We start from the raw sequence: 14,545 nt of genomic DNA, 5'->3' as shown, positions 1-14,545 counted from the left end.
CCCGCAGTTCATCGCGATCGCCGGTGAGCGCAGGTACCCGGTCTGCACGTTCGCCGTCCCGCTCGCCCGCACGGTCAGCTGCCCTCAGAGCAGGCCACGCATTCGAGCACCGGTTGAGACCGCGTGCCGCGCCGCCAACGAATTCCCAACGCCCTTGCGGCCATTTCACCCACCCGACGGGAGATCCTCCCCGCCGGGCGAGGGCGTCTCCCGTCTCCTTCTAGGAGCAGAGCATGTCCACAAGACCCCGGGCCCAACGGCCCACACGGAAGATTCCTTCCGAGCACTTCCCAAGCCTCCTCGCCAGCATGCCGCCGGAGCCTCGCGCGGACGTTGGCGCGCCAAGGACTTGGGGCCGAGGCAAGGTTCGGCGCACACTGACGGGGGTGTTCTTTGCATCCCGGCGATCACTAGTCCACGCGGTCTACGCGGCAAGCCGCTATGCTTGAAAGATGCATCTGATCACACATCACTTTGGAGGCCGGCCATGAGCGCAGGAGAACGACTGCCCGGAACGCCGCAGCCCATGCACCATTGGGAAGGCGCCCATGGGATGCGGCTCGCCGGCGACACCTGGGGGGACCCTTCTGGCCCCCTGGTCGTGCTGCAGCACGGCGGCGGACAGACGCGCCATGCCTGGAAGCGCACCGGGGAGGTCCTGGGCGACGCGGGCTTCCATGCGGTCGCCTTCGACGCGCGCGGCCACGGCGATTCGGACTGGTCCCCGGATGGCGCCTACGGCCAGGACCTGATGGTGCAGGACCTGCAATGCGTCCTTGCCGCGCTCGGCAGCCCGCCAGCGGCGCTGGTGGGTGCCTCCATGGGCGGCGGAACCAGCCTGGTGGCAGCCGGGGAGCAAGCAGTGGACGCCACCGCGCTCGTCCTGGTGGACATCGCGCCGCGCATCGAGCCGGAAGGTGTCAAGAACATCCGGTCCTTCATGTTCCGCAATCCCGACGGCTTCGGATCGCTCGAGGAGGTCGCGGATGCCATCGCCAGCTACCAACCGCACCGCGAACGGCCGCAGCACCTGCAGGGCCTGGCCAAGAACGTGCGTCTGGGGCCCGATGGCCGCTACCGCTGGCACTGGGACCCCCGGTTCATGCAGGGCCATCGGGACCTGGCTTTGCGGCAGGCCCGCCTGGAGGCTTGTGCCCGCGCGCTCAAGGTGCCCTCGCTGCTGGTGCGCGGGGGCATGTCCGACATGCTGACCGACGAGGGTGTGCGCGAGTTTCTCGAAATGGCCCCCAACAGTGAGTACGTGAACATCGCATCAGCCGGCCACATGGTGGCAGGCGATCGCAACGATACCTTCGGCAAGTCCGTCGTCGAGTTTCTGACGCGCGTCGTGCCGGCGGCAGGAGCGCCGCTTCAGTCAGGGCAACGGGCGCAGTTGATTGACCGGTTGGACGCGGCAGATCTGAACGACGTGCCTTAGCCGGCAGCCGAGGATCGCTGGCGTCGGCCTTCAGTGCCGACTTGACTCGAAGCAACACGGTAACCGGGAACGTCGCGCCGCGCTCATCCGGTGGTGCACGCGGCGCACGGCTCGGAGTCACCGCCGGCTGGCCCACGGAAAGCAGATGGTGCGCCGCAGCGTGGCCCTCCCCCGTCGTCCTCGGACCGGCGCAACCGGCCCAGCTGAAGGTACCGCTGTTGCTGGAGCAACATCGTTGCGCAGGTCGCGCCGCCCAATCCAGCCAGCGTGTCCCTCCTTCGAGGCCTTGACACCAGCCCCGGTCCGTCCCGCACCAGCCGAGAGATCACCCCAGCGTTTCTCCCCCGCCGGCAGCGCATGGACCGGCAGCTCCGCCATGGCGCGTCGCGGCCCATGATGAATGTTATGTCATAACGTCTCATACATCCAATGAACGTGCCGAACCGCCAAGATCGTTTCCGCGTATCACAGGAGAATCAACATGAGCCTCATCCCCGTCACCATCCTTACCGGCTTCCTTGGCAGCGGCAAGACAAGCCTGCTCAATCGCATCCTCCGGGATCAGCATGGGCACCGCATTGCGGTGATCGAGAACGAGTTCGGCGAAGCCGGGATCGACAACGAATTGCTCGTGCAAGATGGTGGCGAACAGATCATCGAGATGAACAACGGCTGCGTCTGCTGCACTGTTCGCGGCGACCTGATCCGCATCCTCGGTGAACTGCACGCCAAGAAGCAGGCCGGCACCCTGGACTTCGACCGGGTCATCATCGAGACCACGGGGCTCGCAAGCCCCGGCCCAGTGGCCCAGGCGTTCTTTGTCGATGAGGACATCAGCCAGCGGTACCTGCTGGATGCCGTGATCACGATGGTGGACGCAAATCACGCGGCGCGGCAGCTCAACGAACACCATGAAGCGCAGGAACAGGTGGGTTTCGCCGACCGCATCCTCATCACGAAAGCCGACCTTGCCTCCCCGCAGGACACGGCGGCCTTGCGGCAACATCTGATCCAAATGAACCCGCGTGCGAGGATCAGCGAGGCGCGCCACGGGCAGGCCAACGTCAAGGACATCCTGGACATCCGTGGATTCAACCTCAACTCCGTGCTGGAGATCGAACCTAACTTCCTCGCCGACGCGCACCATCACCACGACGATGACGTCACCTCGTTCGTGTTTCGGGAGGAAAAGCCGCTCGATCTCCAGCGAATCGAATGCTTCCTCGGCCGGATCGTTCAGATCCATGGGGCCCAATTGATGCGGTACAAGGGCGTCCTGCACGTCGACGGCGCGAACCGGCGCGTTGTGTTTCAGGGTGTGCACATGCTCATGGGAAGCGTCCTGGGCGCGCCGTGGAAGCCCGGCGAAGCGCGCGGGAGCAAGCTCGTCTTCATTGGCCGGGACCTGCCCATCGAGTTGCTGACACGGGGATTGCGCGAGTGCTTCGCCGAGGCGGCCACCACCTCACCGGCGGCTTGACGGAAGAACGCAACTCCGCAAGCCACTTGCCCCGCCAGGCGCCTCAGGCTCCGAAGACCTCGGTATCCACCTCGGCACTGCCCTGCGCGCCATAGCGCGCACCCGTCACGGTGCGCTCGTTGATGACCGCGTCGACGCGCGCGAAGAGCGTGGGTGCCAGCCGGACCTGCTCGGCGAGCAAGTCTTCGCGCAGGTGACCGACATTCGTGGTACCGGGGATCGGGATCACGTGCTCCCCGCGTGCCAGCAGCCACGCCAGCGCCAGCTGCGCCGGCGTGCAGCCCGCCTCTTCCGCCAAAGCCGTATAGGCCGGCAACAGATCGAGGTTGCGCGCATAGTTGTCCGGCGAGAAGCGCGGCATCGCGCGCCGGATGTCCTTGGCGTCAAGCGCCGACACGTCATGCAGCGCATCGCACAGGAAGCCGCGCGCCAGGGGACTGAAGGCCACCAGCGCTGCACCGAGCTCTCGGCAGGCCTGGAGGACCGCGATCTCGCAGTTGCGGCTCCACAGTGAATATTCGTTCTGCACCGCCGCGATCGGATGCACCACATGGGCGCGGCGCAGCGTGGCGGCCGAGACCTCCGACAGGCCGAGCGCCCGAACCTTGCCCTCCTCCACCAGCCGCGACATCTCGCCGACCGAGTCCTCGATGGGCACCGACTTGTCCCAGCGGTGCAGGTAGTAGAGATCGATGACTTCCGTCTGCAGGCGGCGCAGGCTGTCTTCGCAGTTGCGGCGCAAGGTGGCGGGCCTGCCGTCGATCACGCGGCGCACCGTCCCGTCGTCGCCACGCACGCCGGCCATGCCGCCTTTGCTGGCCAAAGTGATGGCGCTGCGGTGCGCCTTGAGCACACGCCCGACCAGTTCCTCGTTGGCGCCGAAGCCGTAGAGCGCCGCGGTATCGAACAGCGTCACTCCCGCATCGAGCGCCGCCAGCAGGACGCGCTCGCCCTGATCCGCCGACGGCGGTACGCCATAGGCATGGCTCAGGTTCATGCAGCCCAGGCCGATCGCGCGCACCGAGAAGGGGCCGAGTCGTCGCTTGTGCATGACCCTGCTCAGCCCTCGAGCTGCGTCTCCAGCTGCTGCAGCACTTGGTAGCACGGCAGCACCTGGGCCACGCTCGAATTCGGTTCGCGGCCTTCGCGGATCGCGGCGAAGAACTCGCGGTCCTGCAACTCGATGCCGTTCATCGACACGTCGACCTTCGAGACGTCGATGGCCTCCTCCTTGCCGTTGAAGAGGTCGTCATAGCGCGCGATGTAGGTGCCGGTGTCGCCAATGTAGCGGAAGAAGGTGCCCAGCGGCCCGTCGTTGTTGAATGACAGCGACAGCGTGCAGATCGCGCCGTTGGCGGCCTGCAGCTGGATCGACATGTCCATCGCGATGCCCAGCGTCGGGTGGATCGGGCCCTGCACCGCATTGGCCTTCACGATGGGGCTGCCGGCCTGGTAGGCGAACAGGTCCACGGTGTGGGCGGCGTGGTGCCACAGCAGGTGGTCGGTCCAGCTGCGCGGCTGGCCCAGGGCGTTCATGTTGGTGCGGCGAAAGAAGTAGGTCTGCACGTCCATCTGCTGGATGTTGAACTCGCCGGCCCGGATCTTCTTGTGCACGTACTGGTGGCTGGGGTTGAAGCGGCGCGTGTGGCCGCACATCGCCACCAGTCCGCTCTGCTTCTGCAGATCGACGACGGCCTGCGCATCCTTGAGCGAGTCGGCCAGCGGGATCTCGACCTGCACGTGCTTGCCCGCCTTCAGCGCCGCGATGCTCTGCGCGGCATGCATCTGCGTCGGGGTGCACAGGATCACGGCATCGACCTCCTTCAGCGCCAGCGATTCGGCAAGGTCGGTCGTGACATGGCCGATGCCGTACCTCGCGGCCACCTCACGCGTCTTGTCGAGCTCGCGTCCGATCAGCGAGATCACCTCCACGCCGTCGATGTTCTTGATGCCGTCCAGGTGCTTGATGCCGAAGGCGCCCGCACCGGCCAGCGCCACTTTGATGGTCTTGCTCATTGGTTCTCCAGAATGAGATGCCCGACGGCTGTGTTGGAAGCCGGGACGTGGAAGAAGCGGCGCGCCACCTTTGGGGGCCTGCCGCCGGCAACGTCAGCCATCGCGCCGCGAGCGATCAGCCACATCACGAGTTCGATGCCCTCGGAGCCGGCTTCACGCACGTAGTCGATGTGCGGCATCTTCGAGAGCCCCTCGGGGTCGGCGATCAGGCGATCCAAGAATCGATTGTCCCATTCGGCGTTGATGAGACCGGCACGCGGACCCTGCAGCTGGTGGCTCATGCCGCCGGTGCCCCAGATCTGTACCTTGAGGTCTTCGTCGTAGGACTCGACGGCGCGCCGGATGGCCTGGCCGAGCATGAAGCAGCGGCGGCCGCTCGGCACCGGGTACTGCACCACGTTGACCGCGAACGGGATGACCCGGCAGGGCCAGGCGTCGGGCTGGCCGCACATCAGCGAGAGCGGCACGGTCAGGCCATGGTCCACATCCATCTTGTTGACGATGGTCAGGTCGAAGTCGTCCTGGATGACAGACTGCGCGATATGGGCCGCCAGCTCCGGATGGCCGACGACCTTGGGCACCGGACGCGGCCCCCAGCCTTCGTCGGCCGACGGGTAATCGGCCGCCGTGCCGATGGCGAAGGTGGGGATGAAATCCAGGCTGAACGCGGTCGCATGGTCGTTGTAGACCAGGAAGATCACGTCGGGCCTGTTGTCCTTCAGCCACTGCTTGCCGAACTCGTAGCCCTGGAAGACCGGCTGCCAGTACGGCTCCTGGGTCTTGCCGAGGTCAATCGCAGCGCCGATGGCCGGGACGTGGGAGGTGTAGACGGATGCGGTGATGCGTGCCATGTCAGTGCTTTCCTTGCGGTTGGCGATGCGCCTGGGCGCTGCCGTCTTCCCCGATCACACGGTTGCCCTCGATCGAGCGGCCCCCTGCGATCATCATGTCGCGGTACTCCTCCTCCGTCATGCCGGTCATGGAGCCCGCCATCTGCTGGAAGCTCTTGCCATCGGTAGCGCCGATCTTGGCGAGGAAGTAGATGTTGCCGCCCAGCCGCATGCACCAGTTCAGATCGCGCGCGAGCACGGCCTGCTTCTGCTCCTGCGTCATGGCCCACTCGTCGAGGTACGCGCGCTCGTCCTTCTTGAAGCGCTCCCGGTTCTCGGCCTTCATGAGGCTCATGCAGAACTGGTTGAGCCAGTAGCCCTTGCGGCTCTGCTCGGCGTCGAAGATGGTCGTGCCCGGCACGTCCAGGTAGGGTTTGTCCAGGGCCATGGTCAGGTCTCCTCGGGCCAGTAGAGGCGCATCGGGTTGGCGACAAGCAGCTTCTTCTGCAACTCGGGCGTGGGCGCGATCTGCGGAATGAAGTCGACCAGCAGGCCGTCGTCGGGCATGTGGTCCTTCAGGTTGGGGTGAGGCCAGTCGGTGCCCCAGAGCACGCGGTCTGGGAACGCCTCGACCACCTTGCGCGCGAACGGCACCACGTCCTGGTAGGCCGCCTGCTCGCCGTCCAGCGCCTTCGGGCCGGTGACGGAGAGGCGCTCGGGACAGCTCACCTTGCTCCACACGTTGGGGTGCTGGCGCATGAACTTGAGGAACAGCTCGAATTCGGGGCCGTCCACCGGCTTGCTCACGTCAGGGCGGCCCATGTGGTCCACCACCACGGTGGTGGGCAGCGCGGTGAAGAAGTCCCACAGTTCGGGCAGGTCCACCGCCTCGAAGTAGATGACCACGTGCCAGCCCAGCTGGTGGATGCGGCCCGCAATCTCCATCAGCTCGTCCTTCGGCGTGAAGTCCACCAGGCGCTTGACGAAGTTGAAGCGCACACCGCGCACGCCAGCGTCGTGCAGGGCCTGCAGCTCGTCGTCGGTGATGGTGCGCCTGACGGTGGCCACGCCGCGCGCACGCCCACCGGAATGGACCAGCGCATCGACCATGGCGCGGTTGTCTGCGCCATGGCAGGTGGCTTGCACCACCACGTTGCGCGCAAAGCCCAGATGGTCGCGCAGCGCATACAGCTGCTCCTTGCCCGCGTCGCACGGCGTGTACTTGCGCTCGGACGCATAGGGGAACTCGCCCCCGGGGCCGAACACGTGGCAGTGGGCGTCCACGGCGCCCGGGGGCACCCGGAAGCGGGGCTTGCTGGGGCCGGCATACCAGTCGAGCCAGCCAGGCGTCTTCTCGAACGTACTCATGATGGTTGTTCCTTCAAAAACTGCAACAGGCGGTCGGCCTCGGCGCGCCAATCGGCGCTGCGCGCGAACGGCGGCGCGCCGCGTTGGCCGAATACCCCCGCATCGGCCAGATCGGCCATCCAGGCCTGCCGCTCGGCCGTGCCCTGGGCCGAGAAGGCCGGCATGCCCGTGTCGCGCACCGTGTTGGCGGACTCGAACATCTCCTCGCTGCGGCGGCGGCCATGCTCGATCACCCGCTGGAAAAAGTAGGCGCCCTGCCTTTCCCAGTCGATACCGGGAAAAGTCTCCCGCAGCGAGGCGATCACCGCGTCCTCCACGCCGTAATGGCGCGCGGCCGTGAAGCTCTCGACAACCATGGCCTCCAGCTCCTTGATCATCACGCTGCGGCACATCTTGGTCGCCGACGCCACGCCCAGACGCTCGCTCACGACCTTGGCATCGAAGCCCAGCGGCGCGATGGCATCGGCCAGCGCCCGGGCGGAGGCGCCACCGAGCAGCAGCGGCACCTTGATGCGGTAGGGCGGGACGCTGGTCATCACCGCGCCTTCGACATAGCGTGCGCCGGACGCGTCAACCAGCGCACCGGCCGCCTGCTTGGCACCCGGAGAGGCCGAGTTGAAGTCCAGGTAAAAGGCGCCCGCGCGCAACCGCGGCGCACAGTCCCGGGCGACATCCAGCGCCTGGCTCGCCGTGACGGCACTGACCACGAAGTCGGCTGTGGACGCGAGCTGCGCCGCGCTGCCGAGCAGTTCCACCCCGTGCGTCCGAGCGTGCTCTCGCAGCGGCTGCTGCAATGGACCGCCGAGCTTGCAGTCATAGGCCGAGACGCGCAGGCCCTGGGCACGCAAATCCTCGGAAAGGATGCGACCGACCTCGCCGTAGCCGACGAAGCCGACGTGCCAGTCCAGCGCCGATGGGGAAACAGACATGGCGACAGTCCTCATTCGATGTAGCGGAGGCCCGCCTTCTCCAACCCGGGGCGCATGTTGTACATGTCCAGCCCCAGCACGCCGGAGGCGAGCTTGGCGCGCTTCTCGCCCTCGAAGCTTTCGCGCTTTTGCGCGGCGGCCAGGGTCTCGACCGCGCGGGCGGCAGGCACACACACCACGCCGTCGTCGTCGGCCACGATCACATCGCCCGGCGTGACCAGCGCACCGGCGCACACCACGGGGAGGTTGACCGAGCCCAGCGTGGCCTTGATGGTGCCCTTGCTGCTGATCGCCTTGCTCCACACGGGGAAGTTCATTGCCTGCAGCGTCTTCACGTCGCGCACACCGGCGTCGATGATGAGCGCGCGGGCGCCACGGGCCTGGAAGCTGGTGGCCAGCAGGTCGCCAAAATAGCCGTCGGTGCACTCCGAGGTGACGGCTGCCACCACGATGTCGCCGGGCTGGATCTGCTCGGCCGCCACATGCATCATCCAGTTGTCGCCGGGCTGCAGCAGCACGGTGACGGCTGTGCCGCTGACCTGCTGGCCGCCGTAGATGGGGCGCATGTAGGGCTTGAGCAGGCCCACGCGGCCCATGGCCTCGTGCACGGTAGCCGAGCCGAGGGCAGCCAGGCCGTCAGCGGCTGCGCGGTCGGCACGGGTGATGTTGCGGTAGACAACGCCTAGTTCGTACATATCAGAGCCCCTTTGCTTTCAGACGGGTATCGAGTCGGGAGAACACGCGGCGCGTGTTGGCTTCGTAGATCTGGTGCTTGTCTTCGGCACTCAGGATCGTGGACGCCTCGATGTAGCGCTTGGTGTCGTCGTAGTAGTTGCCGGTGGTGGGATCGATGCCGCGCACCGCACCGATCATCTCGCTGGCGAACAGCACGTTCTTCACCGGGATCACGGTGTTGAGCAGGTCGATGCCGGGCTGGTGGTACACGCAGGTGTCGAAGTACACGTTGTTCATCAGGTGCTCGTCCAAGAGCGGCTTCTTCATTTCCTGCGCCAGGCCCCGGAAGCGGCCCCAGTGGTAAGGCACCGCGCCGCCGCCGTGCGGGATCAGGAACTTGAGCGTGGGGAAGTCCTTGAACAGGTCGCCCTGGATGAGCTGCATGAAGGCCGTGGTGTCGGCGTTCAGGTAGTGCGCGCCGGTGGTGTGAAAGCACGCGTTGCAGCTGGTGCTCACGTGGATCATGGCGGGCAGGTCGTACTCCACCATCTTTTCGTAGATGGGGTACCAGTGCTTGTCGGTCAACGGGGGGCTGGTCCAGTGGCCGCCGGAAGGGTCAGGGTTCAGGTTGATGCCCACGGCGCCGTATTCGTGCACGCACTTTTCCAGCTCAGGGATGCAGGTCGCGGGATCGACACCGGGGCTTTGCGGCAGCATGGCCACGGGCACGAAGTGGTCGGGGAAGAGCGTGGAGACGCGGTAGCACAGCTCGTTGCAGATGGCCGCCCAGGTGCTCGACACGTTGAAGTCACCGATGTGGTGGGCCATGAAGCTGGCGCGCGGCGAAAACAGCGTGATGTCGCTGCCGCGCTCCTTCATCAGGCGCAGCTGGTTGCTCTCGATGGACTCGCGCAGTTCGTCGTCGCTGATCCTGAGGTCTGCCGCGCGGGGCATCTGCGCGGGGTCCTTGATACCCGCGATCTGCGCGTTGCGCCAGTTCTCCAGCGCCTTGGGGGCCGTGGTGTAGTGGCCGTGGCAGTCGATGATGAGGCTCATTCGGTAGTCTCCTGAAAATATGTCTAGGCCGGGTCCATGCCCTGGCGGCGCTTGGCGTCCGCCGCGGCGGGCGACGCCATGTAGGCCAGCAGTTCGCGCGCCGCGCCGGCCTGCTGCGATTGCACGCCGATGCCGGCGGAAAAGGTGGTGGTGATCTGGATGGCGGGCGGCAGCGGCCCCGCGATGGCGATGCCCGGCACGTGCAGCAGCTCGCTCAGCTGCTGAAAGCCCAGTTCCACGCGGCTCTCGGCCACCAGCGAGCCCACGGGCACGCCGGGCGGGGCCTGCACCATGCGCGGCGAGATTGCTTCGGCGATGCCCCAGCGCTCGAACATCTTGGCCAACGCCACGCCGCTCGGGCCGGTGGAGACGCTCACGCTGCGCGCCGCCAGCACGGCGCGGCGCACGGCGTCTTCGCTGGACAAATCGGGCAGCGGCGCCCCCGCGCGCACCGCCACGGCCACGCCGGAGCGCACCCAGTCCACCTTGCTGCCGGGCAACAGGTGGCCGGATGCCAGCAGCTTGTCGATGGCGTCCGAGGCCAGCACCACCACGTCAAAGGCTTCACCCGCCTGCACGCGCTTGGCGGCATCGACCCCGCCCACCGCTTCAATGCTGGCGCGGTGGCCCGTGGCCTGCGCGTAGCCGGCCGTCAGCTCGGCCAGCAACTGGCGCGTGGCCATCGACGAAATGCCCTTGATGATGGTCTCCTGCATGGTCCTTGCCTTGTCTCCAATACCCCGTCCAGGGGTTCCGTGAATTGTCAAACCGATCCGCAACGTCCGATTCGACATAAGCCACTAGCAGTTAGGCCAAAACGGCATATCATTAGCTCTCTAACTGAATCGCGGGGAGCAAATGGACCTGAAGCAGCTGGCTTACTTCGTGCGTGTCGCTGAGCTCGGCAGCTTCAGCCGCGCGGCCGTGGCGCTCAGGGTGGCCCAGCCGGCGCTCAGCCGCCAGGTGCGTCAACTCGAAGTCGAGCTGCGCCAGAGTCTGCTGGTCCGCAACGGTCGCGGCGCCACGCCCACCGAGGCGGGCCGGGTGCTGCTGTCCCACGGCCGCGGCATCCTGCACCAGGTGGAGCGCGCCCACGAGGAGCTTGACCGGGTGCGCGGAGCGCTCGGCGGCCGCGTGGCGGTCGGGCTGCCGCCCAGCATCGCGCGCATGCTGACGGTCCCTCTGATCCGCGCCTTCCGCAAGCAAATGCCGCATGCGCAGCTGTCGATCAGCGAGAACTGTTGCCGCTGATGTAAATCCGCTGCTAATCGCTGGCGAGGTGGCGGATTTGCAGGGGGGCGTGGATTTGCGGTGAAGTGACCCCGGCCGAACGGCATCAGGGCCTGCATGCAGGCCCTGATGGGGGGGTGGGTGTGATGCCTGAGCTGGTAGGGCCTGGCCGGTGTGCGGAAGGTCAGAACGGCTCGTCGGGATCGAACTCAGGCGGGTCGGTGTCAGGCATGAGCTGTTCGCGCCAGGCCTGCTGCATCTGGGGCCCATAGGCGGCCCACAGTGCCTGGCGCATGGCCTGAAGGCACTCGGCAACGGCCAGTGCTTGCTCGGGCGTCCAGTGCCTTGGCACGACCGCCGCAGCGCTCGATGTCGGTGATGGCGACGATGTCGACGGCGATGCACTCATGCTGCGGCCTTACGAGACCGCGCTGGCGTTGCCTTGGCCGAGCGCGCGGCCAGGCGTTGGGCCTCGCGCTCCTGCGCTTCCTTGGCCCGGTAGGACTCGCCGTCGATGCGCACCACCTCGGCGCGGTGCATCAGCCGGTCGATCAACGACACCACGCACGCCGCGTTGGGGAAGACCTCGCCCCAATCGGCGAACGCTTTGTTGGTCGTCACCACCGTGCTCTTGTGCTGGTAGCGCCGGCTGACCAGCTCGAACAGCAGATCGGCGTGGCGGTTGGAGTACGACAGGTAGCCGACCTCGTCGATGATCAACACGTCCGGGGCGGCGTACTGGCGCAGCTTGCGGCGCAGGCTCGAGTCGCTGTCCAGCGCGGCCAGCTCGCCCAGCAACTGCCCGGCGGTGGTGAACAGGGCTGTGTGCCCGGCCAGCACCGCCTGGTAGCCGATGTTGCAGGCACACATGGATTTGCCCACCCCGTTGGGGCCGACCAGGACGACGTTGCTGGCGTCCTTGACGAACGCCAGCGTCATCAGTTCTTCGACCGCCGCGCGGTCGATCTGCCTGGGCCAGGCCCAGTCGAAGTCGGCCAGCGGCTTGAAGCGCCCGATGTGCGCCTCACGCAGGCGGCGCTCCAGGCTGCGGCGGCTGCGCTCGGCGGCCTCCCAGGCCAGCATCTGCGCCACCCAGTGCGCCTGCTCGGGTTGGGCCATCACCTCAGCCCAGTGCTCGAGCAGGCCATGCAGGCGAAGTGCGGCGGCCTGCTCACGCAGCGCGGCCGGTGTGGCGATGTCATTCATCGGGGCTCTCCGGTGGATCCTGGGGGCTGTCGGGTTGCTGGTCGGGTTGCGGGTCGTGCTGGCGGTCTGGCTGACGGTCATAGGAGCGCAAGTCGTGGGTGCGCACCGGCGCGTCGCGCTTGGCCACGTGCTCGGGCAGCACCAGCGCCACCGGCGGCGGCTCGCCACTGGCCGCGCGGGCGCGCTCCAGTGCCAGCCGCACGGCGTTGGGGTGGGCCACGTCGCGCGCGAGCGCCTCGGTGATCGCCGCCTGCAATGCGGCGGCCCCCCAGCGCTCGAGCAGCCGCATCAGCGTGGCGGTGATCGAGCCCAGGTTCTCGCCGCGCGCGCCGGCGCGCTGGAGCAACTGTGCGCTGGCCGGTGCGGCTTGGGCCAGGCGGTCGCAGGCGCGGTGGGCCCGGCCGGCGCGCTTGGCCTCGACCAGGCACTGCACATGGGCGTCGTCCTCGATCTGCGTGCGGCTGTCCCAGCAGCGCCGGTGGCGCGCCAGCTCGGTGGCGCCGTCGAGCACACGCACCCACTGCTCGTCGGCCCACACCGTCAGCGTGCGCTGGACTTGGGTGTGTGGCACCGAGTAGTCGTTGGTGTCGAAGCGCACGTAGGGCGTCTTGCCCACCCGCGCGGCCACGCGCTCGCCGAGTGCGAAGGCCGCATCAGGCAGCACCATCAAGCTGCGCCCCTCGGCCTCGAAGGCCTGGCGCACGCTCAAGGCGCTGTCCTCGGGCCAACGCCGGTCGGCGGCCGAGCCGGCTGCCCAAGCCCGTGCCTGCGCGTTGAGGTCAGCCAAGTCGGTGAACGGGCGCCCTGCGAAGAAGCTGTCGCGGATGTAGCGGATCGAGCGCTCGACCCGGCCCTTCTCATTGCCCCGCGCCACTGCCACCGGGCGCGGCTCGAAGCGGTAGTGCGCGGCCAGAGCGAGCAGTTCGGGATTGAAGCGGATCGCGTCACCCTGGCGCTCAAGCACCGCGCTCTTGAGGTTGTCGTACAGGGCCACCCGGGGGCAGCCGTTGAAGGCGCCGAAGGCCTCGACATGACCACGCAGGAAGCTGTCCATGCGCGCGTCCAGGAAGAAGCGCAGGAAGATCATGCGGCTGTGGCTGAGCACCATGACGAAGGCCATCAGCGGACGCCGGGCGCGGCCTACTGCCAAGTGACCGAAGTGGCCCCAGTCCACCTGCGCTTGCTCACCAGGCAGCGTGCGCAGGCGCAGGTAGGCCTCGGCGGGCGGCCTCGGGCGCAGCTCAGCGATGAGGTGGCGGAAGTGCGAGTCGCAGCCCACGTAGCCGCGCTCGCCCACCATGGCGTACAGCCGCGCCGCGGTGAGCGTGGGGAACTTGGCCAGCGTGGCGAGGATGAAGGGCCGGTAGGCATCGATTCGGCTGGATCGCAGCGGTGACGGCGGCACGGCTTGGCCGTTGACCGCCAGCACCCGGCGCACGGTGTCGCGGTGCACATGCAACTGCCGGGCAATGGTGCCCACCCGCCACTTCTCCGCCGCATGCAGACGCAGGATCTGCGCGACCAGGTCAGGGGCTATGGTCATGGCGCCACCCAGCGCGCGCGCAGCCCAGGCCATGACGAAGGAAGCCTTGGCGCACCCAGGCGGGCTGTGGCCGGGCACAGCGCCGGCACAGCCAGGGCGTGGTGGTGGGTGTGGCGGTGGTGGGTGTGGTGGCGGCCTCCACGGCGACCGGCGTGGTGGCCGCCGTGTGCGCAGGCGCCGAGGTGATGTGGTTTGTCCATGCGACCAGTGGAGCCGCAGCCGCCCCGCTCGGGCAACCCTGGTGCGTCACGTTGTGCTGCAGACCACCTCCACCGCCGGTGCCACCATCACCGCGGGCACGGCGCCGTTGGCGCCAGCGCCGCGACCGCTCGGCGTGGGCAAGCCGGCCGCGCCGAGACCGTTGGTACCGACGTGCGCTCTCGCGCCGAGCCGCCTCGCGCGCCAGGCGCTGGCACTGCCGGCCGCAATAGCGATTGCCACGGTCGCAGTGGCTGCACAGCAAGACCTGCACGCGGCAACGCGCACACAGGAACAGGCGCCCCGGAACATCCATGCCCACCTCGGTCAACGACCGAAGCTGCAGTGCTGGACGGACGCGTCCCAGCGGTGCCACACTGACGCAGCACCACCTTCATCGGCACGGTGTAGGGCGCGGTACGGTCGTCAAGCTTGCCGGCCAGAGAGACCGATGCCGCGCCCACCTTCTTCGGCATGAGCGCTGTTGTATCCCGAGCGCTGCCCCGTACGACCGCCGTACCGCCGAAGTCACCACGTCACCCTGATACCCATCGACTGCGTCGGCATCGCGCCCAC

At 67.6% G+C, this 14,545-nt stretch carries 14 protein-coding genes and 1 pseudogene; 3 read left to right on the top strand and 12 right to left on the bottom strand.

All coding sequences use genetic code 11. The features are described from left to right. Positions 1 to 487 precede the first annotated feature (487 nt). Both DELCS14_RS08380 and DELCS14_RS08375 read left to right on the top strand, forming a co-directional pair. Positions 488 to 1,438 carry an alpha/beta hydrolase gene (locus DELCS14_RS08380; RefSeq protein WP_013801240.1) on the top strand — a complete coding sequence of 317 codons (951 nt, stop codon included), beginning with the start codon at positions 488 to 490 and terminating at the stop codon, positions 1,436 to 1,438. Positions 1,439 to 1,919: 481 nt separating this feature from the next. Beyond that, positions 1,920 to 2,918: a GTP-binding protein gene (locus tag DELCS14_RS08375; protein ID WP_013801239.1), complete on the top strand. Its 999-nt coding sequence runs from the start codon at positions 1,920 to 1,922 to the stop codon at positions 2,916 to 2,918. 43 nt (positions 2,919 to 2,961) lie between these two features. Here DELCS14_RS08375 and DELCS14_RS08370 read toward each other — a convergent pair whose 3' ends face one another. The 9 genes from DELCS14_RS08370 to DELCS14_RS08330 are packed head-to-tail and all read right to left on the bottom strand — an operon-like array spanning position 2,962 to position 10,508. After that, complete coding sequence (locus DELCS14_RS08370) at positions 2,962 to 3,969, bottom strand: aldo/keto reductase (protein ID WP_013801238.1); 1,008 nt, start codon at positions 3,967 to 3,969, stop codon at positions 2,962 to 2,964. Between the two features lie 8 nt (positions 3,970 to 3,977). Then, complete coding sequence (locus DELCS14_RS08365) at positions 3,978 to 4,934, bottom strand: Gfo/Idh/MocA family oxidoreductase (protein ID WP_013801237.1); 957 nt, start codon at positions 4,932 to 4,934, stop codon at positions 3,978 to 3,980. Then, the gene (locus DELCS14_RS08360) at positions 4,931 to 5,785 is read right to left on the bottom strand and encodes a class III extradiol dioxygenase subunit beta (protein WP_013801236.1); all 855 of its coding nucleotides are present in this window, start codon (positions 5,783 to 5,785) and stop codon (positions 4,931 to 4,933) included. The genes DELCS14_RS08365 and DELCS14_RS08360 overlap by 4 nt, the downstream gene beginning before the upstream one ends. Before the next feature lies 1 nt (position 5,786). Beyond that, on the bottom strand, positions 5,787 to 6,212 hold the full coding sequence (gene ligA / locus DELCS14_RS08355) for a protocatechuate 4,5-dioxygenase subunit alpha (RefSeq protein ID WP_013801235.1): 426 nt from the start codon (positions 6,210 to 6,212) through the stop codon (positions 5,787 to 5,789). 2 nt (positions 6,213 to 6,214) lie between these two features. Next, a complete protein-coding gene (locus tag DELCS14_RS08350; protein WP_013801234.1) occupies positions 6,215 to 7,132 on the bottom strand; it encodes an amidohydrolase family protein in 918 nt (305 codons plus the stop codon). Then, positions 7,129 to 8,061, bottom strand: a complete 933-nt coding sequence (locus tag DELCS14_RS08345) for an NAD(P)-dependent oxidoreductase (protein WP_013801233.1) — start codon at positions 8,059 to 8,061, stop codon at positions 7,129 to 7,131. Before DELCS14_RS08345 ends, DELCS14_RS08350 begins: the two co-directional genes overlap by 4 nt. 11 nt (positions 8,062 to 8,072) lie before the next feature. Next, positions 8,073 to 8,756, bottom strand: coding sequence for a 4-carboxy-4-hydroxy-2-oxoadipate aldolase/oxaloacetate decarboxylase (ligK, locus tag DELCS14_RS08340; protein ID WP_013801232.1), 684 nt, complete (start codon positions 8,754 to 8,756; stop codon positions 8,073 to 8,075). A 1-nt stretch (position 8,757) separates the two neighbouring features. Then, entirely contained in the window at positions 8,758 to 9,792 is a 1,035-nt protein-coding gene (locus DELCS14_RS08335; protein ID WP_013801231.1) for an amidohydrolase family protein, read from the bottom strand. 23 nt (positions 9,793 to 9,815) lie between these two features. Continuing rightward, positions 9,816 to 10,508 (bottom strand): substrate-binding domain-containing protein, encoded by a 693-nt coding sequence (locus tag DELCS14_RS08330; protein WP_013801230.1) that lies wholly within the window; start codon positions 10,506 to 10,508, stop codon positions 9,816 to 9,818. Positions 10,509 to 10,650: 142 nt separating this feature from the next. Between DELCS14_RS08330 and DELCS14_RS08325 the strand changes: the two are divergent. Then, positions 10,651 to 11,028 (top strand): annotated as a pseudogene (locus DELCS14_RS08325) (LysR family transcriptional regulator); the annotation flags it as partial. Between the two features lie 178 nt (positions 11,029 to 11,206). On the opposite strand, the gene DELCS14_RS29745 reads toward DELCS14_RS08325, so the two are convergent. Genes DELCS14_RS29745 through istA form a run of 3 tightly spaced genes read right to left on the bottom strand, consistent with a single transcriptional unit; the run spans position 11,207 to position 13,771 of the window. Further along, on the bottom strand, positions 11,207 to 11,431 hold the full coding sequence (locus DELCS14_RS29745; RefSeq protein WP_013801229.1) for a hypothetical protein: 225 nt from the start codon (positions 11,429 to 11,431) through the stop codon (positions 11,207 to 11,209). Then, positions 11,428 to 12,228 carry an IS21-like element helper ATPase IstB gene (istB, locus tag DELCS14_RS08320; RefSeq protein WP_013801228.1) on the bottom strand — a complete coding sequence of 267 codons (801 nt, stop codon included), beginning with the start codon at positions 12,226 to 12,228 and terminating at the stop codon, positions 11,428 to 11,430. The genes DELCS14_RS29745 and istB overlap by 4 nt, the downstream gene beginning before the upstream one ends. After that, positions 12,221 to 13,771: an IS21 family transposase gene (gene istA / locus DELCS14_RS08315; protein WP_049801489.1), complete on the bottom strand. Its 1,551-nt coding sequence runs from the start codon at positions 13,769 to 13,771 to the stop codon at positions 12,221 to 12,223. Before istA ends, istB begins: the two co-directional genes overlap by 8 nt. Between the last annotated feature and the right edge of the window lie 774 nt (positions 13,772 to 14,545).

Source organism: Delftia sp. Cs1-4 (assembly GCF_000214395.1).
In the GTDB taxonomy this organism is placed as follows: domain Bacteria; phylum Pseudomonadota; class Gammaproteobacteria; order Burkholderiales; family Burkholderiaceae_C; genus Comamonas; species Comamonas acidovorans.
Note: the sequence above shows the minus strand (reverse complement) of the source record. Positions and strands in the feature narration are given on the sequence as shown.

Bases quoted from the DNA above. Each gene is read 5' to 3' on its own strand.
- DELCS14_RS08380 (WP_013801240.1), top strand. From the start codon at position 488: ATGAGCGCAGGAGAACGACTGCCCGGAACGCCGCAGCCCATGCACCAT.
- DELCS14_RS08375 (WP_013801239.1), top strand. From the start codon at position 1,920: ATGAGCCTCATCCCCGTCACCATCCTTACCGGCTTCCTTGGCAGCGGC.
- DELCS14_RS08370 (WP_013801238.1), bottom strand. From the start codon at position 3,969: ATGCACAAGCGACGACTCGGCCCCTTCTCGGTGCGCGCGATCGGCCTG.
- DELCS14_RS08365 (WP_013801237.1), bottom strand. From the start codon at position 4,934: ATGAGCAAGACCATCAAAGTGGCGCTGGCCGGTGCGGGCGCCTTCGGC.
- DELCS14_RS08360 (WP_013801236.1), bottom strand. From the start codon at position 5,785: ATGGCACGCATCACCGCATCCGTCTACACCTCCCACGTCCCGGCCATC.
- ligA (WP_013801235.1), bottom strand. From the start codon at position 6,212: ATGGCCCTGGACAAACCCTACCTGGACGTGCCGGGCACGACCATCTTC.
- DELCS14_RS08350 (WP_013801234.1), bottom strand. From the start codon at position 7,132: ATGAGTACGTTCGAGAAGACGCCTGGCTGGCTCGACTGGTATGCCGGC.
- DELCS14_RS08345 (WP_013801233.1), bottom strand. From the start codon at position 8,061: ATGTCTGTTTCCCCATCGGCGCTGGACTGGCACGTCGGCTTCGTCGGC.
- ligK (WP_013801232.1), bottom strand. From the start codon at position 8,756: ATGTACGAACTAGGCGTTGTCTACCGCAACATCACCCGTGCCGACCGC.
- DELCS14_RS08335 (WP_013801231.1), bottom strand. From the start codon at position 9,792: ATGAGCCTCATCATCGACTGCCACGGCCACTACACCACGGCCCCCAAG.
- DELCS14_RS08330 (WP_013801230.1), bottom strand. From the start codon at position 10,508: ATGCAGGAGACCATCATCAAGGGCATTTCGTCGATGGCCACGCGCCAG.
- DELCS14_RS29745 (WP_013801229.1), bottom strand. From the start codon at position 11,431: ATGAGTGCATCGCCGTCGACATCGTCGCCATCACCGACATCGAGCGCT.
- istB (WP_013801228.1), bottom strand. From the start codon at position 12,228: ATGAATGACATCGCCACACCGGCCGCGCTGCGTGAGCAGGCCGCCGCA.
- istA (WP_049801489.1), bottom strand. From the start codon at position 13,771: ATGACCATAGCCCCTGACCTGGTCGCGCAGATCCTGCGTCTGCATGCG.